At 65.0% G+C, this 23,961-nt stretch carries 22 protein-coding genes and 1 pseudogene; 11 read left to right on the plus strand and 12 right to left on the minus strand.

The features are described 5' to 3' along the window. Positions 1-15: 15 nt before the first annotated feature. Together ACVIGB_RS20715 and ACVIGB_RS20720 are read left to right on the plus strand one after the other, a co-directional pair. Positions 16-1,176 carry an ABC transporter substrate-binding protein gene (locus ACVIGB_RS20715; protein WP_456721252.1) on the plus strand — a complete coding sequence of 387 codons (1,161 nt, stop codon included), beginning with the start codon at positions 16-18 and terminating at the stop codon, positions 1,174-1,176. Positions 1,177-1,180: 4 nt separating this feature from the next. Further along, positions 1,181-1,924 carry an NAD(P)H-dependent oxidoreductase gene (locus ACVIGB_RS20720; protein ID WP_456721251.1) on the plus strand — a complete coding sequence of 248 codons (744 nt, stop codon included), beginning with the start codon at positions 1,181-1,183 and terminating at the stop codon, positions 1,922-1,924. 75 nt (positions 1,925-1,999) lie between these two features. On the opposite strand, the gene ACVIGB_RS20725 is transcribed toward ACVIGB_RS20720, so the two are convergent. The 10 genes from ACVIGB_RS20725 to ACVIGB_RS20770 all read right to left on the minus strand — a co-directional run bounded on the left by ACVIGB_RS20725 (position 2,000) and on the right by ACVIGB_RS20770 (position 11,166). Beyond that, positions 2,000-2,260: a hypothetical protein gene (locus ACVIGB_RS20725; protein WP_456721250.1), complete on the minus strand. Its 261-nt coding sequence runs from the start codon at positions 2,258-2,260 to the stop codon at positions 2,000-2,002. Positions 2,261-2,315: 55 nt separating this feature from the next. Beyond that, positions 2,316-3,509, minus strand: coding sequence for an acyl-CoA dehydrogenase family protein (locus ACVIGB_RS20730; RefSeq protein WP_456721249.1), 1,194 nt, complete (start codon positions 3,507-3,509; stop codon positions 2,316-2,318). Beyond that, a complete protein-coding gene (locus ACVIGB_RS20735) occupies positions 3,506-4,441 on the minus strand; it encodes an alpha/beta hydrolase (protein WP_456721248.1) in 936 nt (311 codons plus the stop codon). Before ACVIGB_RS20735 ends, ACVIGB_RS20730 begins: the two co-directional genes overlap by 4 nt. A 1-nt stretch (position 4,442) precedes the next feature. Continuing rightward, entirely contained in the window at positions 4,443-5,195 is a 753-nt protein-coding gene (locus tag ACVIGB_RS20740; protein ID WP_456721247.1) for an SDR family NAD(P)-dependent oxidoreductase, read from the minus strand. Positions 5,196-5,198: 3 nt separating this feature from the next. After that, a complete protein-coding gene (locus ACVIGB_RS20745; RefSeq protein ID WP_456721246.1) occupies positions 5,199-5,993 on the minus strand; it encodes an enoyl-CoA hydratase/isomerase family protein in 795 nt (264 codons plus the stop codon). Between the two features lie 101 nt (positions 5,994-6,094). Beyond that, complete coding sequence (locus tag ACVIGB_RS20750; protein ID WP_050425761.1) at positions 6,095-6,592, minus strand: aromatic-ring-hydroxylating dioxygenase subunit beta; 498 nt, start codon at positions 6,590-6,592, stop codon at positions 6,095-6,097. Next, entirely contained in the window at positions 6,592-7,851 is a 1,260-nt protein-coding gene (locus ACVIGB_RS20755) for an aromatic ring-hydroxylating oxygenase subunit alpha (protein WP_456721245.1), read from the minus strand. Before ACVIGB_RS20755 ends, ACVIGB_RS20750 begins: the two co-directional genes overlap by 1 nt. A gap of 188 nt (positions 7,852-8,039) precedes the next feature. Further along, a complete protein-coding gene (locus tag ACVIGB_RS20760; protein ID WP_456721244.1) occupies positions 8,040-8,549 on the minus strand; it encodes a hypothetical protein in 510 nt (169 codons plus the stop codon). Beyond that, positions 8,546-9,643: a phosphotransferase family protein gene (locus ACVIGB_RS20765; protein WP_456721243.1), complete on the minus strand. Its 1,098-nt coding sequence runs from the start codon at positions 9,641-9,643 to the stop codon at positions 8,546-8,548. Before ACVIGB_RS20765 ends, ACVIGB_RS20760 begins: the two co-directional genes overlap by 4 nt. Continuing rightward, positions 9,613-11,166 (minus strand): acyl-CoA synthetase, encoded by a 1,554-nt coding sequence (locus ACVIGB_RS20770; protein WP_456721242.1) that lies wholly within the window; start codon positions 11,164-11,166, stop codon positions 9,613-9,615. The genes ACVIGB_RS20765 and ACVIGB_RS20770 overlap by 31 nt, the downstream gene beginning before the upstream one ends. Positions 11,167-11,369: 203 nt before the next feature. On the opposite strand from ACVIGB_RS20770, the gene ACVIGB_RS20775 reads away from it, so the two are divergent. The 8 genes and pseudogenes from ACVIGB_RS20775 to ACVIGB_RS20810 all read left to right on the plus strand — a co-directional run bounded on the left by ACVIGB_RS20775 (position 11,370) and on the right by ACVIGB_RS20810 (position 19,981). Continuing rightward, positions 11,370-12,593 (plus strand): ABC transporter substrate-binding protein, encoded by a 1,224-nt coding sequence (locus tag ACVIGB_RS20775; protein WP_456721241.1) that lies wholly within the window; start codon positions 11,370-11,372, stop codon positions 12,591-12,593. Positions 12,594-12,648: 55 nt separating this feature from the next. Continuing rightward, positions 12,649-13,764, plus strand: coding sequence for a hypothetical protein (locus tag ACVIGB_RS20780; RefSeq protein WP_456721240.1), 1,116 nt, complete (start codon positions 12,649-12,651; stop codon positions 13,762-13,764). A gap of 182 nt (positions 13,765-13,946) precedes the next feature. Then, positions 13,947-14,081 (plus strand): annotated as a pseudogene (locus tag ACVIGB_RS20785) (acyl-CoA thioesterase II); the annotation flags it as partial. A gap of 91 nt (positions 14,082-14,172) precedes the next feature. Further along, positions 14,173-14,691 carry an acyl-CoA thioesterase gene (locus ACVIGB_RS20790; RefSeq protein WP_456749199.1) on the plus strand — a complete coding sequence of 173 codons (519 nt, stop codon included), beginning with the start codon at positions 14,173-14,175 and terminating at the stop codon, positions 14,689-14,691. 210 nt (positions 14,692-14,901) lie between these two features. After that, positions 14,902-15,135 carry a hypothetical protein gene (locus ACVIGB_RS20795; protein WP_456721238.1) on the plus strand — a complete coding sequence of 78 codons (234 nt, stop codon included), beginning with the start codon at positions 14,902-14,904 and terminating at the stop codon, positions 15,133-15,135. A 278-nt stretch (positions 15,136-15,413) separates the two neighbouring features. After that, positions 15,414-17,747, plus strand: a complete 2,334-nt coding sequence (locus ACVIGB_RS20800) for a TonB-dependent siderophore receptor (RefSeq protein ID WP_456725117.1) — start codon at positions 15,414-15,416, stop codon at positions 17,745-17,747. Between the two features lies 1 nt (position 17,748). Further along, positions 17,749-18,774 (plus strand): extracellular solute-binding protein, encoded by a 1,026-nt coding sequence (locus tag ACVIGB_RS20805; protein ID WP_456721237.1) that lies wholly within the window; start codon positions 17,749-17,751, stop codon positions 18,772-18,774. Then, the gene (locus tag ACVIGB_RS20810; RefSeq protein WP_456721236.1) at positions 18,767-19,981 is read left to right on the plus strand and encodes a PepSY-associated TM helix domain-containing protein; all 1,215 of its coding nucleotides are present in this window, start codon (positions 18,767-18,769) and stop codon (positions 19,979-19,981) included. The genes ACVIGB_RS20805 and ACVIGB_RS20810 overlap by 8 nt, the downstream gene beginning before the upstream one ends. Positions 19,982-19,990: 9 nt before the next feature. Here ACVIGB_RS20810 and ACVIGB_RS20815 read toward each other — a convergent pair whose 3' ends face one another. Continuing rightward, entirely contained in the window at positions 19,991-20,518 is a 528-nt protein-coding gene (locus ACVIGB_RS20815; protein ID WP_456721235.1) for a DUF4269 domain-containing protein, read from the minus strand. A gap of 224 nt (positions 20,519-20,742) precedes the next feature. Further along, positions 20,743-22,371 carry an isocitrate lyase gene (locus ACVIGB_RS20820; RefSeq protein ID WP_092124626.1) on the minus strand — a complete coding sequence of 543 codons (1,629 nt, stop codon included), beginning with the start codon at positions 22,369-22,371 and terminating at the stop codon, positions 20,743-20,745. 144 nt (positions 22,372-22,515) lie between these two features. Here ACVIGB_RS20820 and ACVIGB_RS20825 point away from each other — a divergent pair, with 144 nt between their 5' ends. Continuing rightward, on the plus strand, positions 22,516-23,955 hold the full coding sequence (locus tag ACVIGB_RS20825; protein ID WP_092124625.1) for a helix-turn-helix domain-containing protein: 1,440 nt from the start codon (positions 22,516-22,518) through the stop codon (positions 23,953-23,955). Positions 23,956-23,961: the final 6 nt, after the last annotated feature.

Consider the following 23,961-nt stretch of genomic DNA (forward strand, 5'->3'; position numbering starts at 1 on the left):
CATGAGGAGGAGACAATGATCAGACATCTGGCGGCAGCCTCACTGCTGCTTTCCGCGGCCTGCCTTGCGATCGGCCCGGCCGCCGCCGCCGATCCCGGCATCACCGACAGCGAGATCCTGATCGGCGACGTCGAGCCCCTGACCGGACCGCCGGCGCTGCTCGGCGTCGCGGCCTCGATCGGCCACAAGATCGCAATCGCCGAGGCCAATGCCGCCGGCGGCATCAACGGCCGCAAGATCAAGTACGTGCTGGAGGACGACGGCTACGTCACCGCGCGCACCATCCAGGGCGTCAAGAAGGTGATCGACGTCGACAAGGTGTTCGCGATAATCGGGATCTCCGGCTCGGGCCAGTCGATCGCTGTCATGCCGGTACTGGAGAGGTCCGGCATCCCGACCGTGATCGACGTCGCGCCGGTGAAATTCCTCTGGGAGCCGCCGCGCAAGAATGTGTTCGTGGTCGGCCAATCCTACGAGGAAGGCATCATCCACCTCGTCAACTTCCTGGCCGACAAGAATCCCGGCAAGAAGTGGGGCCTGATCACCCAGGACGACGATTACGGCATCACCGTGCGCGACGGCTTCGATACCGTGGTCAAGGCCAAGAAGCTGAACGTCGTCTACAGCGGCAACTACAAGAAAGGTCAGCAGGACTTCTCATCCGACATGCTGCAGCTGAAGGATTCCGGCGCCGAGGTGTTCCTGGCCGGCGGCATCATCGGCGAGAACATCGCGATGATGAAGGAGCTCGAGAAGCTCGGCATCAAGCCGGTGACCGGCATCTTCTGGCCCGGCCGCATCGAACCGGTGCTGAAGCTGATGGGCCCGGCCGGCGACGGCATCTATGCGGTCGACTATGTCGAGCCGTTCGCGGGCGCAGCCGGCAAAGCATTTCTGGAGAAGGCCAAGCCGCTGGTGTCGGAAGCCGAATTCAAGGGCATCAACCGCTACACCATGACCGGCTATGCCGCCGCGAAGGTTTTGATCGCAGCGATCGAGCGCTGCGGCAAGCAACCGACCTGGGCCTGCACGATCTCGGAGCTGGAGAAGACCAAGAATGTCGAGACCGGCGTGATGGCGCCGATCAGCTTCGGTCCTGGCGTCCGCTTCTCTAACCAGAAGCTGCAGATCATGCAGGCCGATACGGCGACGCTCAGCTTCAAGCCGGTGAACTAGAACGATGAAGGTCCTGATCGTCTTTGCCCATCAGGAGGCGCAGTCCTTCAACGCTGCGCTGCTGGCCCGGTCGGTGGTGGAACTGACCGCGCTCGGGCACACGGTCAGGATCTCCGATCTCTACGCTATGCGCTTCAACCCGGTCGCGACCGCTGAAGACTTTGGCGAGCGACGGTTTCCCGACCGGCTGCAATATGATCGCGAGCAGAAATACAATCTGCAACAGGACTCGCTCAGCGGCGACATCGCCGCCGAGATCGAGAAGCTGTTGTGGTGCGACCTCCTGATCCTGCAGTTTCCGCTGTGGTGGTTCTCCGTCCCCGCCATCATGAAGGGCTGGATCGACCGCGTGTTCGTCAACGGCGCGGTCTATGGCGCCGGCCGCCGTTACGACACCGGCGGCCTCGCCGGCCGCCGCGCTATGGTCGTGACCTCGACGGCCGCCCATCCCGGAATGTGCGCGCCCGACGGGCTGGTCGGCGCGCTCGATGTGGTGCTGTGGCCGATCCAGAACGGCATGTTGGCCTATGCCGGCTGCAAGGTGCTGCCGCCCTTCGTGTCGTATTCGGTGAATTTCGTCGACGAGACCACGCGGCATCGCTATCTCGACGACTACACCGAGCGGCTGCGGCGGCTCGAGACCACCGAGCCGCTGTTCTTCCATCCGCTCGCGGATTTCGGCGAGGACTGGCGACTGAAGCCGGGGATCGCGGCGCGCACCATCGGTCAGGGCAAGCCTATCGGCTAAGCGCGTAAAGGTGCTATCGGGATTTAGGCGGCACGGGCGCCTGAGAAAATACCTTTTGCAGAGCGGGCAGCCGATCTAGCAGGCCCATATTTTCGGCGGTGCGCTCCAAATCGCGCCAAAAGCCGCCGCGAGCTGAGATGAGATGAGATGGCCAAGCTCTTCAAGGACGTCGAGCGTCAGCTCGAGTTCGTTGTGTTCCAGAAACTCCCGGTATTGGGCCAGCAGCGCTATGCAGGCTTGCTCGTGGTCTACGGGTGCGTCCGGCAAGGCATGTCGTGCACGCTCCAGCAGCGTCTCAGTAACCTTCCAGCTTTTGACCAGTTCGGGGTCTGACATCGACCTATCTGAAGGTGGACGAGATGCGTCTGCTCAATAAGACGTTTTACCCGTTTCACATCCGCTTGGCGACCTCTTCCAGCATCACCTCGGTGGCGCCGCCGCCGATCGTCAGCACCCGCGCGTCGCGCACCATGCGCTCGATCGGGGTGCCGCGCATGAAGCCCGAGCCGCCGTGCAGTTGCAGGCAGCCATGCACGACCTCGTGCAGCACCTCCGGCGACAGCGCCTTCACCATCGACACCTCGCGCAAACACTCCTGCCCCGCCGCCGCAAGCTCGGCGGCCTGATAGGCCAGCGCGCGCGCCGCGGCCGCCTTCGCCGCGAGCTGGGCGAGCTTCAGCCGCACGCCCTGCTGGTTCCAGAGCGGGCCACCGAACGCCTGCCGCGTCTTCACATAGTTCGTCGTCAGCTCGATCGCCTTGGCGGACTCGCCGGCGCAGATGCCGCCGATGCAGATCCGCTCGTTCTGGAAGGTCTCCATGATGCCATAGAAACCCTTGTTCTCCTCACCGAGCAGGTTTTCCGCCGGCACGCGCACGTCCTGGAAGGCGATCTCGGCGGTGTCCGAGCAGAGCCAGCCATGCTTGTCGAGCTTGGTTGCCGTTATGCCCGGCGTGTTGCGCTCGACGATGAACAGCGAGATGCCGCGGCTGCCCTTGGCGTGTGGATCGGTGCGCGCCGCGACGATCAGGATGTCGCCATAGACCGCATTGGTGATGAACATCTTCGCGCCGTTGATCACCCAATGATCGCCGTCGCGCCGCGCACGCGTCTTGAGGCCTGCGACATCAGAGCCGGCGTCGGGCTCGGTCACCGCGATCGAACAGACCGTTTCGCCGCGGATGATCGCCGGCAGATATTTCTGCTTCTGCTCCGGCGTGCCGCGCAGGCTGATGTGCACCGCCGACATGTCGGTATGCACCAGGATCGACGAGGTGAAGCCGCCGAAGCTCGAGCGTCCGAGCTCCTCGGCGAATACCATCGAGGCCAGCGGCCCCATGTCGGTGCCGCCATATTCGGCCGCATGGCGCATGCCGAGGAAGCCGAGCGCGCCCATGCGGCGATAGATCTCGCGCGGGATCTTGCCGTCGCGCTCCCACGCCTCGGCGTGCGGCACCACTTCCTTCTCGACGAAGCGGCGGACCTGCTCACGCAGCATGCGCAGTTCCTCGGGCAGATTGGGCTGCTCCGGGAAATGGAACTCGCTTTCGGTGAGCTGGCGCGGATCCGAGGTCATAACGTTCATTGTGGCGCCCTCTCATGGCCGATGTGAAGATGGTTGCGCAGAAAAACCGCGAGAGACGCGATCGCCTCTCGCGCCTGCGGAATCTCGGGGAACATCTGGAAGACGTGGATCATGCCGTCCCAGACCTGCAGCTCGACATCGGCGCCGACGGCTCTCGCCTTTGCGACTAGCTCCGTCGAGTCATCGCGGACGGTTTCGCGATCTCCCACCTGAACAAGAAGGGGCGGCAGACCGTTGAGATCGGCATAAAGCGGCGAGGCCAGCGGATCGCGGGGATCACCGTCCTTGCCGAGATAGTTCTTGGCGAGCGCCAGGATCATCGCGCGCTGGTGGATCGGATCGGCCTCGGCCCTGCTCTCATAGCTCGCGCCAGCAGCGGTGAGATCGGTCCAGGGTGACATCAGCGCGCCGGCCGCGGGCAGCGGCAGGCCGCGGTCTCTCGCTGCCAGCATTGCAGCGAGCACGAGATTGCCGCCGGCCGAGTCCCCGGCGAAGGCGATATCGGCAGGACGCAGTCCCTGACCGCAGAGATACTGATAGGCAATCAGCGCATCATCGAGCGCCGCCGGAAACCGGTGCTCCGGCGCCAGGCGATAATTGATCGAGAGCATGCGGCAGCCGGATGCATCGGCGATCCGCGCGGCCAGGTCGCGATGCGACGCGACCGAGCCGATGCGGAATCCGCCGCCGTGAAAATAGAGAATTGCCCTGTCGCGCGGTGCATCTGCCGGCACCAGCCATTCGCCGTCGATGCCGCCGGCGGAAGCCGGCTCGCGCCTCACCGGCACCGAGCAGCCGGCAAACGCCGCATCCCAATCGCTGCGCATCTGTGCCACCGATGTGTCGCGGCTCCAGCCGCGATAGATCGCGCGCAGGCGCTCGATTGCGCGATCGACCGGCGTGATGGCGATATCGTCGCCTGTGCTGGCCATCTCAGCCGCCGATGCCCATGCCGCCGGAAACGCCGAGCGTCTCGCCGGTGATATAGGCAGCCTGGTCGGAAGCCAGGAACAGCGCGGCGGCCGCAACCTCCTCCGGCTCGCCGAGCCGGCCGAGCAGCGTCGCGCCGGTCATCGCGTGCAGGATCTTGTCGCCACCTTTTGCCACGGCTTGTTCCAGCATCGGCGTGCGGATCGGTCCCGGCGCGATCGCGTTCGCGGTGATGCGAAAGCGTGCATTCTCGCGCGCGATACTCCTGGTGAAGGAGATCACGCCGCCCTTGGCCGCGGAATAGACCGCGCCGCCCTTGGAGCCGAGCCGCGCAGCCTCCGAGGTGACATTGATGATGCGGCCGAACCGTGCCGCCTGCATCGCCGGCAAAGCGGCGTGGGTGCAGGCCAGCACCGAGGTGAGATTGACCGCGATCAGCCGCGCCCAATCATCCGCCGTGGTGTCGGTGAAGAAGGCGTGCTGATCGACGCCGGCATTGTTGACGACGATGTCGAATGGGCCGTCCTGCGCTATCACGGCTTGCACGGCCGTGGCGTCGCTGACGTCGAGCCCGGCGACGCCGGCGCCGGTCTCCCGCGCAAGCTCTGAGGCTGCGGCGACGTCGAGATCGGCGATCACGACCCTGGCGCCTGCGCCGGCAAAGCTGCGGACGATCGCCGCGCCGATGCCGCGCGCACCGCCGGAGATGAAGGCGCGGCGGCCATCGAGACGCCCGAACGGCAAGGTGTCCACCACGTCTCAGCGCCCCGTGAAGACAGGCTTGCGCCGCTCGATCACGGCGGCGAGCCCTTCGCGCGCGTCGGCCATTCCCGAGAGCTCGGCAACGGTGCGCGCCTCTTCCGACAGGCACTGCTCGATGCTGGTGCCGGTGCCGGCCCAGACCAGCCGCTTGGTCGCCGCCAGCGCCTTCGGCGCGCCAGCCGCGAGCTCGCGCGCCAACGCGAGCGATGCGTCAGCGAGCTCGGCATCGGGAACGACCTTGGTGACGATGCCCATCTGCAGGGCTTCCGCGGCCGGGATCACCGGGTTGGTCAGCAGGATCGACATCGCTCGCCGCAGACCGACCAGCCGCGACAGCGTGACGGAGACGCCGGCATCCGGCGCCATCGCGACCCGTGTCGCACCGGCGAGGAATTTGGCCGATTCCGCCGCGATCACGATGTCGGAGGCACAGACCAGACCGAAGCCCCCGCCACCCGCCGCAAAGCCCTGAACCGAGGCGATCACCGGCGCCTCCAGCCGCAGCAATCCGGTTACCGCATTCTGCAGATACGCGGTGGCCTGGCGGATATAGTCGGGCAGCTTCTCGCCCTTGGAGGCAAAGGCGCGGACATCGCCGCCCGCACAGAAATTGGTGCCCTCGCCGCTCAGCAGCACGACCCGTAGATCCGGATGGCCGTGGCAGACCATGATGGCGTCGCACAATGCGCTCAACAGCTCCGCGCTCATGCCGTTCGCCGCGTCGGGCCGGTTGAGCCGCAGCCGCGCGATGCCGTCGCTGATGTCGAGCAGAACGGGGCCTTTGTCGATCATGGCGAGACCTTCCCTAAAGCATGATCCGGAAACGTGTGAAGCGGTTTTCCGGACAGATCATGCGCAAACAATTTTCTAAAGCGCGATGAAGTCATCGCGCTTTAGACCAGGAATGACAGCGTGTAGATCGCCTTGTCGTTGTTGACGAGGATGACCTTCTTGCTGGCCATCCGCAATTCGCCATCGACATGGCGCAGCCGGTATTCGTTGCGCGCCGCCCACAGCGTGTCGTCGCGCAGGCTCGATTCGAAGATCAGGCTGTTGCTGGCGACCGCGATGTCGCCATTGTCCGGCTGCTCATCCATCAATTCGATGTTGGAGATCAGCCGGCGCAGGTTCGACTGCGGCGTCTGGGTGAAATGCTTGCCGGTCATCAGCTGGCGGACGCGCAGCGCGATCCGCGAGCGGTTGTCGTAGATGATCGACATCTGCCGCTCCGGGTCGATGTCGGCGCCGTTGGCCGGCACCCAATAGACGCCGTCGTCGGTCCAGAGCTTTTCCCAGGCCTCATATTGATGCTCGTCCTGCAGCCGCGCCTCGCGATAGAGGAAGGCGGTGATGGCGCTCATCAACGTGGCGCTGCTCTCGCGCGACAGCATCAGTTAGGCTCCATCAGCTTGCGATAATGGGTCCAGATGCCGCGCGACGGCACCTCGTCGGTGACGTGGCCGACCGTGAAGCCGAGCTCGTCCTGCCGCTGGCGCTTCTCGCCGCGGCCAAGGAAGATCCATTCCGGATTGCGCGCCTGCACGCCGCGATGGCAGCGCTCGTACATTTCGGAATCATCCGCAAGCAGGAAGCCGGCCGGGCCGACCGAGCCCATGGTCTGCTGGCGCAGCCGGCGGTTCAGATCGGGCGCGCCCTTGAACTGCAGCGCAGTGACATGCTGCACGCTGTCGTCGACGCCGAGCGGCTGGATCACGAACATCTGGATCTCGGCGATGAACAGATTCGGAAAGATCATCACATGCGGCGTGCCGTCGATCATGATCTCGCGCGCCGCGGTGTCGCCATAGGCGGTCTTCATCCGCGTGGTGTAGTCGGGCAGCCGCTCCTCGCTGGTTCCGAACCAGCTCATCGGCGCGTCGCGCTTGCGAAACTCGGGCCGCAGGTCGATCTCGGTATGGCCGTTGCCGTAATCACGCGTCAGTGCGGTCGAGGCGCCGCCGTAGAGCTTTCCGATCATGCTGTCGGCGACACCGAAGATCGAGGTGTGCACGAAGGCCGGGTGATAGCCGTCGCACTCGTTCTCCAGGATGAACTTCCAGTTCGCCTTGACGCGGTGCTTGAGGAAGCCCGCGGTGACCTCGACCTCGCCCTCCGGCGAGGTGCGCACCAGCCGATCGATGGTCTCGGCGGCGCCGCCGAGATGTTCCTTCAGGGTCGGGCCATCGGCCGCGAACGAGCCGAACACGAAGCCGCGGTAGGACTCGACGCGTGTCACCCGCCCGAGCGCGAGCTGCGACTTGTCCTGTCCCTCGTAACCGTCCGGGAAGGCATAGCCGACCAGACGGCCGTCATTGGCAAAGGTCCAGGAGTGGAACGGACAGGTGAACGAGCGCGCGTTGCCGCGCTCAAAGGAGCAGACCTGGTTGCCGCGATGCGAGCAGCGGTTGAGCAGCAGATTGACCTTGCCCTGCTCGTCGCGCGTCATGATCACGGATTGCGGACCGATCGACTTGACGACGTAGTCGTTGGCGTTCGGGACCTCGCTCTCGTGCCCGACATAGACCCAGGTCCGGTACCAGATGTTCTTGAGCTCGGCCTCGAAGATCTCGGGGTCGGTGTACAGCGATCCGTGCACCCGGTCGGGCCGGATCAGCCGCTCCCATGGCGAGACGCCGGTCATCATGTTCATCGCTCCGTCTCCCTCGCCGGCCGCTTGCCGCGGATGCTTTCACCGGCCGCCAATAATAATCCGAACGACCGTTCGGTCAATGAATAACACGGGCGCAACGGGCCTGCAAGCTTCTTTGCGAACACCGCGGCTGGTTCCCGGAGCAGCGCACAACGATGCAACCCCCGGTGGACGGCGGCGTAACCGCCTCAGACCGGCGCCGCGCCGCCATCACGTTCGCCGCCCGCGATCTGCTGCAGCATCGACTTCGGCGTCGTCGCAAGCTCGATCTTGAGCTGGTCGCAGATCGCCCGCCGCAGCAACTGCTCGATCCCGGTCGCGAGATCGCGATTGACCGCACGCGCGTCCGCGCCGCTCGCCCAGAGCAGAAGCTGCCCCAGCTGCCGGTCGCCGTCATCGCGCAATGCCTCGATCGCGGCGGCGTCCGACATGTCGCTTGGGATGCGCGGCATCGCGGGAATCTCCGGATGCATCATGCCGTCGGCCAGTCGCTCGACCGCCGCGAACGTATCGTCCTGCAGACGCACCTGCTCCAGCAGCGGCCCGGCCTTCCAGTCGGCCGCGAGCTTCAACCCGTTCAGCGCGTAGATCGCGGAGAACACCTGCCCGCGGACGAAATCGTCGCTGCTGTTCGGTACGACATGGCTTTGCAGGGCATCGATGATGCCGTCGATCAGCCGCTCGAAGGATGCACTCATGCCGCGGCCTCCAATGCGCGCTCGAAGGCCCGTACGATCGAGGGCATCTGGCTTGCCATCACGGCGAGCCGCATGTCGTTGAAGCGATCGACCTCGAAGGCGCGCACCGCGCACATCTGGATCGCCGCCGCCTGATACAGCGCATAGGCCTCGTAGAAGGCGAGGCTCTTGTCCGAGACGGCAATGCCGGAGGCGCGTTGATAGAGATCGATCACCTCCGCCCGCTCGAGCACGCCATAGAGCTTGCGGCTCCTGGCATTAAAGGTCGGCATCATCGCCCAGGCCAGATCCTCATGGGGATCGCCGACGTGAGTGAGCTCCCAATCGAGGATGGCGGCGATCCGCCCATTGCGCTCGATGAAGTTCCCAATCCGGTAGTCGCCATGCACGATGGTGCGGCACGGCGGCTGTGGGCAGTTATCCTCAAGCCAGCGTCCGCCCCAATCGAGCAGCGGATAATAGCGCGCCGTTGGACGCGCCAGCGACGCACGCCAGCCGGCGATCGTGCGAACTTCGGCGCGCTCTCCGCCCTGTTGCAGCGGTGCAAAAGGGGTTGCGCTCGCGTCGATCCGGTGCAGCGATGCCAGGATCTCGACGAACTGCCGGGCGATCGCGCGCTTGTGGTCCGGATCGAGCTCGCTCGCGGCCCAGGGTGCGGGAACGTCGCCCTCGACATGCGCGCAGATGAAGAACGGAAAGCCGATCTCGGCGCCATGCTGTTCTGATGACACCAGCGCCGGAACCGGCACGCCGCTGCCGGCGAGCGACTGCAGCGCATAGACCTGCGGCAGCACCGAGTAAGGCGCAAACAGCCCGTTCGGCGGACCGACGCGCAGGATCAGCTTGCGATCCCCGTCAGCCGCAGAGCGCGCCACGAAAGCGTAGGTGATCCAGGAGAAGCCGGACGATTTGCGGCCGAAGCCCGTGATCTCCGTCCGGCTCCCGGAGATCCGCGACAGATGCTGCGCGAGCGCCGCGCGCACTGCGTCGTCATTGACTGTAACCGGACGAACAGGCTCCGGCACGGCCGACACATCATCGGATCGTTTCGCAACGTCCTGCATCAATTGACCGACCTCGTATAGCCCTGCCACTTCTCCTCGCGCAGTGCCGACTTCATGATCTTGCCGGAGCCGGTCAGCGGCAGCGGCTCGTGGCGAATGTCGACCGAGCGCGGGCATTTGTAACCTGCGATCAGGGTGCGGCAATGCGCGATCACCATCTCGGAATCGAGCCGTGCGCCGTCCTTCGGCACGACGATCGCGTGCACCGCCTCGCCCCATTGCGGATCGGGCACCGCGATGACGGCGCATTCCCTGACTTGCTCGTGCTGGAAGATGGCGTTCTCCACCTCGCCGGAATAGACGTTCTCGCCGCCGGAGACGATCATGTCCTTGAGGCGATCGACGATATAGACAAAGCCGTCCTCGTCCATCCAGGCGCCGTCACCGGTATGCAGCCAGCCGTTGCGCAGCACCCGCGCGCTCTCTTCGGGCTTGCGCCAGTATCCGAGCATCACGCCGGCGCCGCGGATCGCGATCTCGCCGACCGTCCCGCGCGGCACTTCGTTGCCCGCGAAATCGATGATGCGGACTTCGACACCCGGCGCCGCCCGCCCTGCCGATTTGCGCTTTGCCGCCAGCGGTCCTTCCAGCGCGTGGTACTCCCACGGCAGGATCGTCGCCAGCGCCGCACTCTCGGTCATGCCGTAGCCCTGGTGAAAGCGCCAGCTCGGCAGCACGCGCATCAGCTTGACCAGCAGCGCATCCGGCATCGGCGAGGCGCCATATTCGCAATCCCTCACGCTGCTCAGGTCATAGCTGCCGAAGGACGGATGATTGAGCATCATGTTGAGCATCGTCGGCACGAACAGGCAGTAGTCCACTCTGTGCTCGGCGATCGTCCGCATCGCGAGCTCGGGCTCGAATTTCGGGATGGTGACATGGGTGCCGCCGACCAATGTGAGTGCGATCATCGGTGAGGTACCGGCCAGATGGAACATGCCGGCCGAGTGCAGATATCGCGTGTCTTCGCGGAACCGCAGCGCATAGATCCAAACCAGCGATTCATAGATGATATTGGCATGCGACAGCATCACGCCCTTGGGGAAGCCGGTGGTGCCGCCGGTGTAGAAGATGCCTGCGAGATCGTTGTAGGCGCCGGAGGTATCCTCGATCGGCGCATTCGCGACAAGCTCGTCATAGCCCTGCATGCCGTCGGGAACCTGTCCCTCGTCCAGATAGACCATCGCGGTGAGTGATTTCGCACCACGCAACCCCGAGCCGATCTCGGCAAAGGCCTTGTCGAGCAGCAACAGTTTTGGCGTGGAATCGTCGATCGCATAGGCATTCTCGGCGACCGCCCAGCGCGTGTTGAGCGGCACAGCGACCGCACCGGCCCAGGCGATGGCATAGAGCGCCTCGATATAGAGGTCGCTGTTGTGCGCGAGGATCGCGACGCGATCGCCGGCCTCGACGCCGAGCCGCCGCAGTCCGCCCGCGGCGCAGGCGACGCGCCGGCCGATCTGCTTCCAGCTTCGCGACCTTCCCGCATGGATGGTGCCGGGCGCATCCTTGCGCAACTGCACCGCCGAGATGAGCGCCTGCGTCAGCTTCATGTTTCCTCCTCACCGGCCATGCGGCCGCGCGCGCCTGCGGATGTTTCCGTCATGCGTGACGCCGATACGCCGCCCGGAGATTTCAGTTGATAATCCGGACAGACGGTCTATTATTACACAGCCAACGCGACGGGTAAAGCCCTTGAAGGCACCGCCGCAAGGATCAACGAGCCCCGCAAAAGAGGGCGTCATGGGAGGGGAAGATGCGGAAGCCAATCGTCACGCTTGCCGTGTGGGCGTTCGCGCTCACCGGCGCGCTCGGAACAGCGAACGCCCAGAAGGCCTATGGGCCCGGGGTCAACGACACCGAGATCCTGCTCGGCGCCAATGCGCCCTACAGCGGACCGGCGTCGATCTATGCGAGCTTCCCGAAGACCATGCTCGCCTATTTCACGATGCTGAACGAGACAGGCGGCATCAACGGCCGCCGCATCAATTTCGTAACCCGCGACGACGCCTATAGTCCGCCCAAGACCGTCGAGGTGACGCGCGCGCTGGTCGAGAACGACAAGGTGCTCGCGATCATGGCGCCGTTCGGCACGCCGACCAACGCCGCGATCCAGAAGTATCTCAACAGCAATGGCGTTCCGCAACTTCTCGTGCAGAGCGGCGCCGCCCGCTGGAACGATCCCAAGCAGTTTCCCTGGACGACGCCCTACTCGCCGACCTACGTCAACGAGTCCCGGATCATCGCCCGCTACGTCCTGCGCGAGAAGCCGGACGCCAGGATCGGCGTGCTCTTGCAGGCCGACGACATCGGCAAGGATTTTGTCCTTGGCCTGAAGGAAGGACTGGGCGCGAAAGCCGACACGATGATCGTCAAGGAGGCGATGTATCAATCGACCGAGCCCACGATCGACTCCCAGATCGTGAATTTGAAGGCGTCCGGCGCCGACACCATCCTGATCGCCGCGCAAAACAAATTCGCCTCGATGGCGATTCGCAAGATTCATGAGCTCGGCTGGAAGCCGCTGATCTTCCTCGGCTCGACCGCGAATTCGATTGCCGGCGTGCTGGTGCCGGCAGGGATCGAGGCCTCGACCGGCATCCTGACCACGACCTCCTACAAGACGCCCAACGATCCGGCCTGGGCCAACGACAAGGGCATGGCCGACTATCTCGCCTTCGCCGCGAAATACATGCCGGGGATGGATCCGAACGACGTGATCGCCGTCACCGGCTACACCACAGCGCAACTCGGCGCGATCATCCTGCAGCGCTGCGGCGACAATCTCACGCGGGAGAACGTGCTGAAGCAGGCCACCAACCTCAGCGGCATCGAGCTGCCGATGCTGCTCCCGGGCATCACCATCCAGACCACGCCGCAGGATTACGCGGCGATCACCGAACGGCGCTTCGCCCGCTTCGACGGCAAGACCTGGGTGCTGTTCGGCGACATCGTGGGCGCAGGCCCGGCCAAGGACTGATCCCGCGCCACGCATCCGACTGACCGAACCGGCTCAAACACCAAGGACAAGAACAATGCTGACAGCCCAGGACGATCTCATCGGCCACCAGACGCCGCAGCCGTTTGCCAAGGCAGGCGGCGGCGATATCCGCTTCACCGAACGCTACTGGTACACCGCGCATCCGATCGATGGCACCGAATTGCTGATCGACATCGGGCTCGGCTATTATCCAAACCGCAACGTGATGGACGGCTTTGCCGGCATCACCATCGGCCGCCGCCAGCACAATTTCCGTGCCTCGCGCCGGCTCGGAACCCGTCCGCTGGAGACCGAAGTCGGCGGGCTCAGGATCGAGATCGTCGAGGGCATGGGCCTGCACCGGCTGTCGCTCGCCGAAAATCCGTCCGGAATCAGCTTTCAGCTCGAATTCAAGGCGAGCTTTCCGGCGGCGCAGGAGAAGCAGAATCTTCGCGAGCGCAACGGCGTCGTCGAGGAAGACCTCGCGCGCGTCTCGCAATTCGGCCGTTGGCGCGGCTGGATCGTCGCCGACGGCAAGCGCACCAACATCGAACCGGAACTGTGGTGGGGACAGCGTGACCGCTCCTGGGGCCTGCGCTCCGAGATGCGCACCGACGAGACCAGGCCGCCGGTTGCAACCCATCGCAATTTCTTCTGGAGCTGGTCGATGTTCCAGTTCCCGCAGTCGGCGCTGTCGGTCTTCATCAAGGAGCGCACGCCGGGCAAGCCGCATTACATCTCGGGCTCCGAGTTCCGCCGCGAAGCCGACGGATCGGTTTCGCATCGCGAGGTGACCTCGGTCGAGCACGCGATCGAATGGGCCGACGATCCGCTCGGCCAGACCATCGCTGTGGCCGACTTCACCTTCAGCTTCGATCGCGGCGAGCCGCGCCGCGTCAGGATGCACGGACTGCCGACGCGATTTTATCTCAAGGCCGGCATGTATGGCGGCCTGCAGGGCTGGACCCATGGCGACGACCGCGGCGAGAACCATGCAGCCCACGACATCTGGAACCTCGACGACGCGGCGACACGCGCCATCGCACGCACGCTGTCGGACCATGTCGTCCGGCTCGAAAGCGGCAACGAGACCGGATTCGGCATCAGCGAATATGGCGTTGCTGCCGGCTATCCGCTCTATCCGGGACCGCAGAAATTCCCGGCGATGTGATGGACGGGCAAGACATCCACGCCGCGGAGGGTAATGAAGCCGCGTGCGATCCGTGGGACGACAAGGCGGCCGAGGCGCTGGTCTCGCTCGAGACTATTGCGCCGCTGCGCTATCGCAGCCGCTTCGGCGACGGCAATCTCAACGGGCGCTCTTACGGCGGCCAGATCCTCGGCCAGGCCATGATGGCCGCAACGCTCAGCGCGCCCGAAGATCGCCCGGCGGCGATGCTCCAGCTCTTGTTCCTGCGCGGCGCCGATCCCACCCGGCGCATCACCTTTGACGCGGAGGTCCTGCAGGACGGCAAGCGGTTCTCCTCCCGCCATATCGTCGGCAGCCAAGGGGACGGCCGTACCGTACTGAGCGCGCAGGCTACGTTCTGCGCAGCGCAGCCGGGGCCCGCGGCACGCGGTGCCGTTTGCGCCGCCGGAAGATCCCGAAAGCCTGCCCGATCAGACCATGATCCCCGACGAGTTGATGGCGCAGTTGCGGCCGCTCGGCCCTTATTCGCCGCACATCAAGCCCAGCATGGATTTCCGCATCCCCGAGATCGAACGTCAGCTCTCGGCCACGACGGCAGAGCCGCGCCTGCGCTTCTGGATCAGATGCCGGCAGCCGCTCGCCGCCGGTTCCCGCGCCCAGGCCGCGGTGTTCGCCTATCTCTCGGATTGGTGGCTCAACTTCTCCAGCGTCGGCGGCCATCTGCGCGAACTGCAGTCTCGCGCGCCGCTCTATCTGTCGAGCCTCAACCATTGCATCTGGTTTCATCGTGCATTCGCGCCCGACGCCTGGATGCATGTCGAAACCGAGAGCCCATGCGCCGATGGCGGCCGCGGGCTGTCGATCGCCCGCGTCCATGACCGCGATGGGTCGATGCTCGCGACCTCGATCCAGGAAACCCTGATGGTGCATCCGGATGGCGATGCGTAAGCCCTCCGCGACGGTTGAACGCGCGTCGTGATCGCGGCTGAGTTGCAGCCGCTCTTCATCACCGGTTCCAAGACCTGTTGAATCCCGGCAACACCGGCAGACAAAATGCGCAATCGTGCAGATTGCGCATTTTGAACCACGACTGTGCCGCATCTCGGTCCAATCCTGCCTGCGGGTGGCGCAACAAAAACACGATTGGGGAAAACCTACATGCAGCAGGCACCGTCGGGCGCACGGAGTGCGGAACCGTCTGGATATGTTCTCTACTTCCAGCTGGCCAGCAATGGCGCGAGACGCGCGTGCAGTCTGACGATCCAGGCGGAAAGTGCCAACGAGGCCGCGCGGATCTTCCGCGAGAACTGGACCGCAATCGAATCGATGGCACGCGACGGCGTGAGCACAGGAATGGTCGGCTCGGCACCCGTCAGCTTGGCGATGTCGTGAGGCGCATCGCGCCACACGAGCTAACCTACGCTTGAGGCGTGACAGGACAACGACCGCTGACCTCAGGCCAGGATCGCGCGACCATTTGACGCGCATGCGCGACAATCAAGTCATGAGATGCGGGGCTCGCGCACACGCGCGAGCCTCGTTGCGTCTTAGAACGATTCAAATCCTATCGGTTAGAGGGATTCAAGTCTGCTCCGGTTCTTTTCGCGCGCGCCGACTGCTAGAGGCGCGGCGTGAATAGGTTTGCGTGAATCGGAAGTGCAAGAGTGCCTGTGAATGCTGATGGCCGGATTGTCGGCGACCGTCGAAATGCCGCCGACAAAGGCCGCACCCGCCTGCTGATCGGCGCAGCATTCCTGCTCGCAGATATCTCCTCGGCGGCGACGCCGGCAAGCGCCCAATCGAGCGTCCCCTTGCCGCCGGTCACGGTCGAGCAACCGACACAGAAGCGCAAGCCCGCAGCCAGTTCGGCGCGGTCGGCACAGCGAACACAGTCGGCCGCCGCGGCACGGCAGCGCAGCCGGAATGCCCAGCCGACGCCCCCGACCCCATCGGAGCGCGCGGCAGCTAGCGCCGCCGTGCTGAACGAAGCCAAGCTGCACTATCGCGCGATGCCGAGCTCGACCACCTTGCGCAGCGGCGCCTCACCGCTCGACACCGCACAGACCGTCAACGTCGTGCCGGAGCAGGTGCTGAAGGACCAGTTGCCGCGCAATCTCGACGACGCGCTCGCCAATGTCAGCGGCGTCACCCAGGCCAACACGCTGGCCGGCACCCAGGATGCGGTGATGCGCCGCGGCTTCGGCGACAACCGCGACGGCTCGATCATGCGCAACGGCATGCCGCTGGTGCAGGGCCGCAGCCTCAACGCTGCGGTCGAGAGCGTCGAAGTGCTGAAAGGCCCGGCGTCGCTGCTCTACGGCATCATGGATCCCGGCGGCATCGTCAACACGATCAGCAAGCGCCCCGAGCTCTACCAGCACGGATCGGTGACCCTGCTCGGCTCGAGCTACGCCAACAACAAGAGCGGCGCCGACGGCACCATCGACATCACCGGCCCGATCGGCAATGGCGGCCTCGCCTATCGCTTCATCGGCTATGGCGTGAGCGAGGACTATTGGCGCAATTTCGGACGCCACCGCGAGATGCTGGTCGCGCCGTCGCTGGCCTGGTACGGCGAGAACACCACCGTCCAGCTCAACTACGAGCACCGCGAGTTCATCACGCCATTCGACCGCGGCACCGCGTTCGATCCCGCAACCAAGGCGCCGCTGGCGATCCCGGCGACGCGCCGGCTCGACGAGCCCTTCAACAACATGTGGGGCACCTCGGACCTGATGCAGGCCTCGGTCGAGCACCGCCTGAACCAGGACTGGAAGCTGTTCGCGGCCTACAGCTACAACACCGAGACGTTCAGCGCCAACCAGCTCCGCGTCACCGGCATCAACACCAAGACTGGCGCCGAGACCCGCAGCAATGACGGCACGCAGGGCTCGCTCAGCAATGCGAGCTACGGCACCTCCTACCTGCAGGGCAATGTCTGGCTCGGCGGTTTCCGCAACGAGGTGCTGTTCGGCGGCGACGGCCAGTACCGCACGATCTACCGCGACAATCTGATCCGGCAGGCGACGCCGACCTTCAACTTCTATAATCCGGTCTATGGGCTGATCACGCCGGGCACCACCGTGTCCGCCGTCGACAGCGCCCAGACGGACAAGCTTGGCCAGTGGTCGCTGTTCTTCCAGGACACGCTGCATCTGACCGAGCGCTTCGCGCTGGTCGGCGGCGTGCGCTACATGGAATACGACCAGATCGCGGGCAAGGGACGGCCCTTCATCACCAACACCAACGTCTCGCAGGACAAGGCACTGCCACTCGGCGGCGCGATCCTCAAGCTCACCGACGAGGTCTCGCTCTATGCGAGCTACACCCAGTCACTGAAACCGACCTCGACCATCGCGCCGCTCACCGGCGGCGTCGTGATCGGCTCCAACATCGCCCCGGAAGAGGGCACCCAGTGGGAGACCGGCGTCAAGTTCGACTTCAACAAGCGGATCTCCGGCACACTTGCGCTTTACGATATCGACAAGAAGAACGTGCTGGTCTCGCAGCTCAACCCTGCGACAAGCATTGTCGAGTACCGCACCGCCGGCAAGGTTCGCTCGCGCGGCGTCGAACTCGACGTCACCGGCAGGCTGACCGACAATTGGAGCATGATCGGCAGCTATGGCTATACCGATGCGCGCGTCACCGATGATCCGACGCTCGCCGGCAAGGCACTGCAGAACGTCGCGCTCAACACCGCTTCGCTCTATCTGGTCTATGATTTCGGCACCACCCTGCCCGGCCGGCTGCGTCTCGGCGGCGGCGCGCGCTATGTCGGCGACCGGCCCGGCGACGCCACGAACAGCTTCCTGCTGCCGGCCTACACCGTCGCGGATGTCTTTGCGACCTACGAGACCAAGGTCCAGACGTTCCCGGTGGTCTATCAGTTCAACGTCAAGAACCTGTTCGATACCGTCTACTATCCCTCGGCCGTCAGCAATCTGGCCGTGGCGATGGGCGACGCGCGGCGCTTCTCGCTTTCGGCGACGGTGAAATTCTAGCATGGCCACGGCACGGACAGCGATCGGACTGATGGTCGCCCTGGCCGCGCTCGCGTGCGCCTGCACCCCGGTCCGCGCCGACGAGTTGACGCTTTACTCGACCCGCGAAGCCAATCTGGTCGAGCCTGTTATCGCGGCCTTCACGGCAGCGACCGGCACCAAGGTCAACACCGTCTTCGTCGAGGACAGCCTGGTCAAGCGAGTGACAGCGGAAGGCGACAATTCGCCCGCGGATGTCCTGCTCACCATCGGCCTCGACAAGACGACCCAGCTTGCCGCGCGCGAGCTGACGCAGGTACTGGCATCGCCAGCGCTTGTCCAGGCGGTGCCCGCGAACCTGCGCGGCGGCGACGGCCAGTGGATCGCGCTCGCCATCCGACCGCGCGTGGTGTTCGCACGCAAGGACAACCCGCTCGCGGCGATCACCTATGAAGAGCTCGCCGATCCCAGATGGCGCGGCAAACTGTGCATGCGGCCAGCCGCGCACCAGAACAATGTCGCGCTGATCGCCGCCTATCTCGCCCATCACGGGACAGAAGCAACAGAGACCTGGCTCGGCGGATTGAAGCGCAACCTGGCCCACAAGCCGAACGGCAAGGACAACGACGTGATCCGCGAGATCGCGGAGGGACGCTGCGACATCGGGATCGGCAACACGGTCGCGCTCGCCCAGCTCCGCGACGGCCGCGACGGCAATGACTGGCGTGCATGGGCGGACGCGGTGAAGGCGGTGCCGACTGCGTTCGCGGGTGGCGGCAGTCACGTCAACCTGACCGGCGCGGCGATCGCCCGGCACGCACCGCATCCGGCCGCAGCACGCGCGTTCCTCGAATTCCTCGTCACGCCCGAGGCCCAGACGATCTTCTCCACCGCTGAGCTGGAATACCCCGTGCTTGCGACCGCAAAGCGGGCGCCGATCGTGGAGGGAATCGGATCATTCGCTGCCGATCCTCTCCCCATCGACGAGATCGCCGCGCAGCAAGCGGCCGCAGTCGCACTGATCCGAAAGGCCGGCTTCGATGAATGATATCCGCCGCCCGATCAAGGCCGCGCTGCTGCAGGTCCACTCCCTCGCCGGCCTCGCGCTGGCGCTGCTGTGGGCCGTGGTCGGCATCACCGGCGCGACGATGGCGTTCGAAGACGAGATCGAGGCCAGCCTGAACAGCCACATCATGCGCGTCGACGCCAGTGCGACGCGGCGGCTAACACCGGATGAACTGGTCGCACGGCTGCAGTCGGCCGGCGACTTCGGCAGGGCCTCGGCCGTGACGATGGCGAGCGATCCGTCGGCGGCCGTATGGATCCGCTTCGCCCGCAGCGAAGGCGGCACACGTCCCTCCTCGGTCTATGTCGATCCCTATGACGGACATTTGCTCGGCTCGCCGCGCGGCGAGGACTTCTTCGCAACCGTCCGCAGGCTGCATCGCTGGCTGCTGTTGCCCGGCGACGGCAATGGCATGGGCCGCAAGATCACCGGATCAGCCGCGGTCTGCCTGATCGTGATGCTGATCACCGGCCTCGTGCTGCGCTGGCCGCATCGCGCGCGCAGCGTGAAGATGTGGCTGAAGCCCAACCTGGGCCTGCGCGGGCGCGGCCTGCACCGCTCGCTGCACGCCGTGATCGGCACCTGGGTGCTGCCGGTCTATCTGGTGATGACGCTGACCGGCCTGTGGTACTCGTTCGAGTGGTACAAGGCCGGCGCTAACTGGCTCCTGGCGCGACCGCAGGCCACGGATGCGGCGATGCAGCCCAAGCCACCACGCGGCGCGGCGGCCGCCGCGGGCAAGGGCGAAGCCAAAACCGAAGCGAAGGCCGAAGCAAAGCCGCTCGCCTTCGATCGGGTCTGGACCACGTTCCTGCAGCAGGAGAACAACGATTACGGACGGGTCCTGCTGACCCTGCCGGCCGGTGCGGGCACGGCGGTGCGCGTGCGGTCATGGCCGCGGGATTCGTCGCTCGAGAGCGTGCGCGACGAATTCCGGATCGACGCCGTCACCGGACGCGTCATCTCGTCGGATCGTTACGCGGACAAGACGTTTGGCGAGCGCGTCCTTGCCGGCGTGCTCGACATCCACTGCGGCGCCATCCTGGGTTGGCCCGGCAAGCTCGCGTTCATGCTGGCCGCCGCCATGATGCCGCTGTTCGCCGTGACCGGTCTGCTGCTCTATCTGTCCCGTCGCAGGCACCGGCGCCTCGCGCGACAGCCGGTGGGCCACCTCGTTCCGGGCGAATGAACCTCGCGATCAGCCGAAGCCGCACGCCGCGAGCCGGGCGCGCAACGCGGCGTCCGTTTCAGCCGCGAGCTCGAGCAATCCGCGATAGGGATCGCCTGATATCCCGAGCACGGCGGCGAACGCAGGCTCGGTCTTGAGGCCATCTGCCCGCAACCTGCCGACGGCTCGCCGCAGCCGTCCGTCATCAAGCGCGAGCAGCCGCCGCTCGACCTCGAAATGGATCCAGCCCTGCTGCTGATCGACCGGACGCAGGTCACCGAACAGTTCGAACGGCCAGCCATCCCACACAAAGCGGGCAATGGCCGGCCGCGTTCCCTTGGCCCATCGGTAGAGCACGAAATCATCGGCCGATTGGTAGTGGGTCCAAACGATGTCCGCGAAAGCGTTCGGATCGGGCGCATGACAAACGATATCGATGTCGCTACCCGGCACGGCAATGCCGAGCGGCAGCGTTCCGACGATGCGGGGATCGAACGGCTTGAGCAGCTCCATCACGGCGGAGCTGGTGACGGCGGATGCATAGTGCCCGACAGTCATCGCGTGGCATGCCCTCAAGGTCGCAGCGAGGCAATACCACGCTGGCGTGGAATGGGGGAACCTCGACAAGCGGGCGTAAGCCTTAAGGGGACGGTCTGCAAACGCTACGGGGCGAATTCGACCGCGTCACCGTGGTCGAAATCGCCCCGCCAAACGAGCAGACAGGCGAGACTGCCTCGCAATCCCGCCTGTCCAGCCGATGTCTAAATGACCTTTTCGATCGATTAGCCGAACTGGTTCATCGTGTTGTGGACGCCACCCGCCTTGAGGGCGGCCTCACCGGCGAAGTACTCCTTGTGATCGTCGCCGATGTCGGATCCCGCCATGTTCTGATGCTTCGCACAGGCGATCCCCTGACGGATCTCCGCACGCTGCACGTTCTTGACGTAACCGAGCATGCCCTGGTCGCCGAAGTACTCCTTCGCGAGATTGTCGGTCGACAGCGCAGCCGTGTGATAGGTCGGCAGCGTGATCAGGTGGTGGAAGATGCCGGCGCGCTTGGCCGAATCCGCCTGGAAGGTACGGATACGCTCGTCGGCTTCGATCGCCAGCGGCGTGCCGTCGTATTCCACCTTCATCAGCTCGGCGCGGTTGTACTTGCTGACATCCTGGCCGGCTTCCTTCATCGCGTCGTAGACCTGCCAACGGAAGTTGAGCGTCCAGTTGAACGACGGCGAGTTGTTGTAGGCCAGCTTCGCGTTCGGAATGACCTTGCGGATGCGGTCGACCATCGAGGCGATCTGCTCGATATGCGGCTTCTCGGTCTCGATCCACAACAGGTCGGCGCCGTTCTGCAGCGACGTGATGCAGTCGAGCACGCAGCGATCCGCACCGGTGCCGGGACGGAACTGGTAAAGGTTGCTGGGCAGACGCTTCGGACGCATCATCTTGCCGTTCTGGTTGAGGATGACGTCGCCATTGCGCGCATTGGCAGCCGTCACCTCCTCGCAGTCGAGGAAGCTGTTGTACTGGTCGCCGAGGTCGCCGGGCTTGTGGCTCACGGCGATCTGCTGCGTCAGGCCGGCGCCGAGCGAGTCGGTACGGGTCACGATGATGCCGTCTTCGACGCCGAGCTCGAGGAACGCATGGCGGCAAGCGCGGATCTTCGCGATGAACACTTCGTGCGGCACGGTGACCTTGCCGTCCTGGTGGCCGCACTGCTTCTCGTCGGAGACCTGGTTCTCGATCTGCAGGGCGCAGGCACCCGCCTCGATCATCTTCTTGGCGAGCAGGTAGGTCGCCTCGGCATTGCCGAAGCCGGCGTCGATGTCGGCGATAACAGGCACGACGTGGGTCTGGAAGTTGTCGATCTTCTCGATCAGCGCCTTTTCCTTGGCCTTGTCGCCTTCCTTGCGGGCCGCATCGAGCGCGCGGAAGATGTCGTTGAGCTCACGCGAATCCGCCTGGCGCAGGAAGGTGTAGAGCTCTTCGATCAGCGCCGGCACCGAGGTCTTCTCGTGCATCGACTGGTCGGGCAGCGGCCCGAATTCGGAGCGCAGCGCAGCGATCATCCAGCCGGACAGATAGAGGTAACGGCGGTCGGTAGTGCCGAAGTGCTTCTTGACCGAGATCAGCTTCTGCTGGGCGATGAAGCCGTGCCAACAGCCGAGCGACTGGGTGTACTTGGTGCTGTCGGCGTCATAGGCGGCCATGTCTGCGCGCATCAGCGCAGCCGTGTAACGGGCGACATCCAGACCGGTCTTGAAGCGGTTCTGCAGGCGCATGCGCGCCACGGCCTCGGCGGTGACGCCGTTCCAGGTGTCCTTGGTCTTGAGGAGCGCTTCGGCCGCCTCAAGCTCGCTCTGATACGAAGCCGGCCCCTGGATGCTGATCCCGCGCGGTTGGAAGTTCATGTCCGTGATCCCTTCGGTGACGAAATAACTGGTCTCTTTGTAAGGCCAGCCTCGCCGGGAGCTAGACCTGGCGCGGAAAACTTGTCATAACTTACAAGAAACCGATGTATTGTTGTAAGAATCTTACAATCCGTGGATTAGGCGATGGTAACCTCAAGCGCCCGTTCCGTTTTCATGGGCCCGCGGCTGCGGCGGCTGCGCCGTGATCTCGGGCTGACCCAGGCGGACATGGCGGCCGATCTCGAAATCTCGGCCCCCTATGTCGCGCTGCTGGAACGCAATCAACGGCCGGTGACGGCGGATATGCTGCTTCGCCTTGCCCGCACCTACAAGATCGATCTGGCCGATCTCGCCGGCGACGGCGGCGCCGATCACACCGCGCGCATGCAGTCGGTTTTGAAGGAACCGATGTTTGCCGACATCGACATCCCCGCGCTCGAAGTCAGCGATCTCGCGGTCAGCTATCCCGGGATGACCGAAGCGTTCCTGCGCCTCTACACCGCCTATCGCGAAGAGCAGCTGGCACTTGCGGAGCGACGGGCGCCGGACCTGGTGGGTGGCGGGTCCCACCCGGGGCAGGAGAACTTTGACGCCAACGATCCCGTTGCCGAGGTCAGGCGATTTCTCGCCGCGCGCCGCAACAATTTCGCCAACCTCGACGATGCCGCCGAGCGGCTCGTCCATGAACCGGCCGGACCAGCCGGATTTATCGAGCGGCTTCGCGAGCGTCACAAGCTCCAGGTCCGCTATCTGCCGCCGAACGTCATGCTCGGTTCGGTCCGGCGATTGGACCTCCATCGCAGACAGTTGCTGCTCGAGGACTCGCTCGATACCGCAGGCCTCAATTTCCAGCTGGCCAAGCAACTCGCCTATCTGGAACTGGAAGGCGAGATCGGCGCGGCGGTGGAAGACGGCAAGTTCACCAGCAAGAGCGCCGAGTTGCTGGCCCGCCGCGCACTCGCGGCCTATGCCGCGGCCGCACTCATCATGCCTTATTCCGTGTTTGCCAAAGCGGTCGAGACGCGTCGTTACGATCTCGAGGCGCTGGCGCGCCAATTCGGCACCAGCTTCGAGCAGATCGCGCACCGCGTGACGACCCTGCAGCGGCCGGGTCTCGAGAAAGTGCCGTTCTTCCTGATCCGCGTCGATCCGGCCGGCAACATTTCCAAGCTGCTCGATGGTGCCGGCTTCCCGTTTGCGAAACACGGCGGCGCGTGTCCGCTATGGTCGGTCCACGATATCTTCAAGACGCCACGCCAGATCGTCACGCAGTGGCTGGAATTGCCCGACGGACAGCGGTTCTTCTCGATCGCCCGCACCGTGACCGCCGGCGGCGGCGCATTCGGCGCCATCCGCGTCGAGCGGGCGATCGCGATCGGCTGCGCCGCCGAGCATGCAAGCCAGCTGATCTACACGCGCGACGGACAGGGGCCGAACGCGGATGAGCCGACCCCGATCGGCGTCGCCTGCCGGGTCTGCCATCGCCCGAGATGCGCAGCGCGGTCGGCGCCTCCGATCGGACGCGAGATTCTTCCCGACGATTTCAGGACCTCGAGCGTCCCGTTCGGCTTCTCGGCGGATTGACGAGGT

The sequence above is a fragment of the Bradyrhizobium sp. USDA 4341 genome (genome assembly GCF_054063755.1).

Bases quoted from the DNA above. Each gene is read 5' to 3' on its own strand.
- ACVIGB_RS20715 (WP_456721252.1), top strand. From the start codon at position 16: ATGATCAGACATCTGGCGGCAGCCTCACTGCTGCTTTCCGCGGCCTGC.
- ACVIGB_RS20720 (WP_456721251.1), top strand. From the start codon at position 1,181: ATGAAGGTCCTGATCGTCTTTGCCCATCAGGAGGCGCAGTCCTTCAAC.
- ACVIGB_RS20725 (WP_456721250.1), bottom strand. From the start codon at position 2,260: ATGTCAGACCCCGAACTGGTCAAAAGCTGGAAGGTTACTGAGACGCTG.
- ACVIGB_RS20730 (WP_456721249.1), bottom strand. From the start codon at position 3,509: ATGAACGTTATGACCTCGGATCCGCGCCAGCTCACCGAAAGCGAGTTC.
- ACVIGB_RS20735 (WP_456721248.1), bottom strand. From the start codon at position 4,441: ATGGCCAGCACAGGCGACGATATCGCCATCACGCCGGTCGATCGCGCA.
- ACVIGB_RS20745 (WP_456721246.1), bottom strand. From the start codon at position 5,993: ATGATCGACAAAGGCCCCGTTCTGCTCGACATCAGCGACGGCATCGCG.
- ACVIGB_RS20750 (WP_050425761.1), bottom strand. From the start codon at position 6,592: ATGCTGTCGCGCGAGAGCAGCGCCACGTTGATGAGCGCCATCACCGCC.
- ACVIGB_RS20755 (WP_456721245.1), bottom strand. From the start codon at position 7,851: ATGAACATGATGACCGGCGTCTCGCCATGGGAGCGGCTGATCCGGCCC.
- ACVIGB_RS20760 (WP_456721244.1), bottom strand. From the start codon at position 8,549: ATGAGTGCATCCTTCGAGCGGCTGATCGACGGCATCATCGATGCCCTG.
- ACVIGB_RS20770 (WP_456721242.1), bottom strand. From the start codon at position 11,166: ATGAAGCTGACGCAGGCGCTCATCTCGGCGGTGCAGTTGCGCAAGGAT.
- ACVIGB_RS20775 (WP_456721241.1), top strand. From the start codon at position 11,370: ATGCGGAAGCCAATCGTCACGCTTGCCGTGTGGGCGTTCGCGCTCACC.
- ACVIGB_RS20780 (WP_456721240.1), top strand. From the start codon at position 12,649: ATGCTGACAGCCCAGGACGATCTCATCGGCCACCAGACGCCGCAGCCG.
- ACVIGB_RS20795 (WP_456721238.1), top strand. From the start codon at position 14,902: ATGCAGCAGGCACCGTCGGGCGCACGGAGTGCGGAACCGTCTGGATAT.
- ACVIGB_RS20805 (WP_456721237.1), top strand. From the start codon at position 17,749: ATGGCCACGGCACGGACAGCGATCGGACTGATGGTCGCCCTGGCCGCG.
- ACVIGB_RS20810 (WP_456721236.1), top strand. From the start codon at position 18,767: ATGAATGATATCCGCCGCCCGATCAAGGCCGCGCTGCTGCAGGTCCAC.
- ACVIGB_RS20815 (WP_456721235.1), bottom strand. From the start codon at position 20,518: ATGACTGTCGGGCACTATGCATCCGCCGTCACCAGCTCCGCCGTGATG.
- ACVIGB_RS20820 (WP_092124626.1), bottom strand. From the start codon at position 22,371: ATGAACTTCCAACCGCGCGGGATCAGCATCCAGGGGCCGGCTTCGTAT.
- ACVIGB_RS20825 (WP_092124625.1), top strand. From the start codon at position 22,516: ATGGTAACCTCAAGCGCCCGTTCCGTTTTCATGGGCCCGCGGCTGCGG.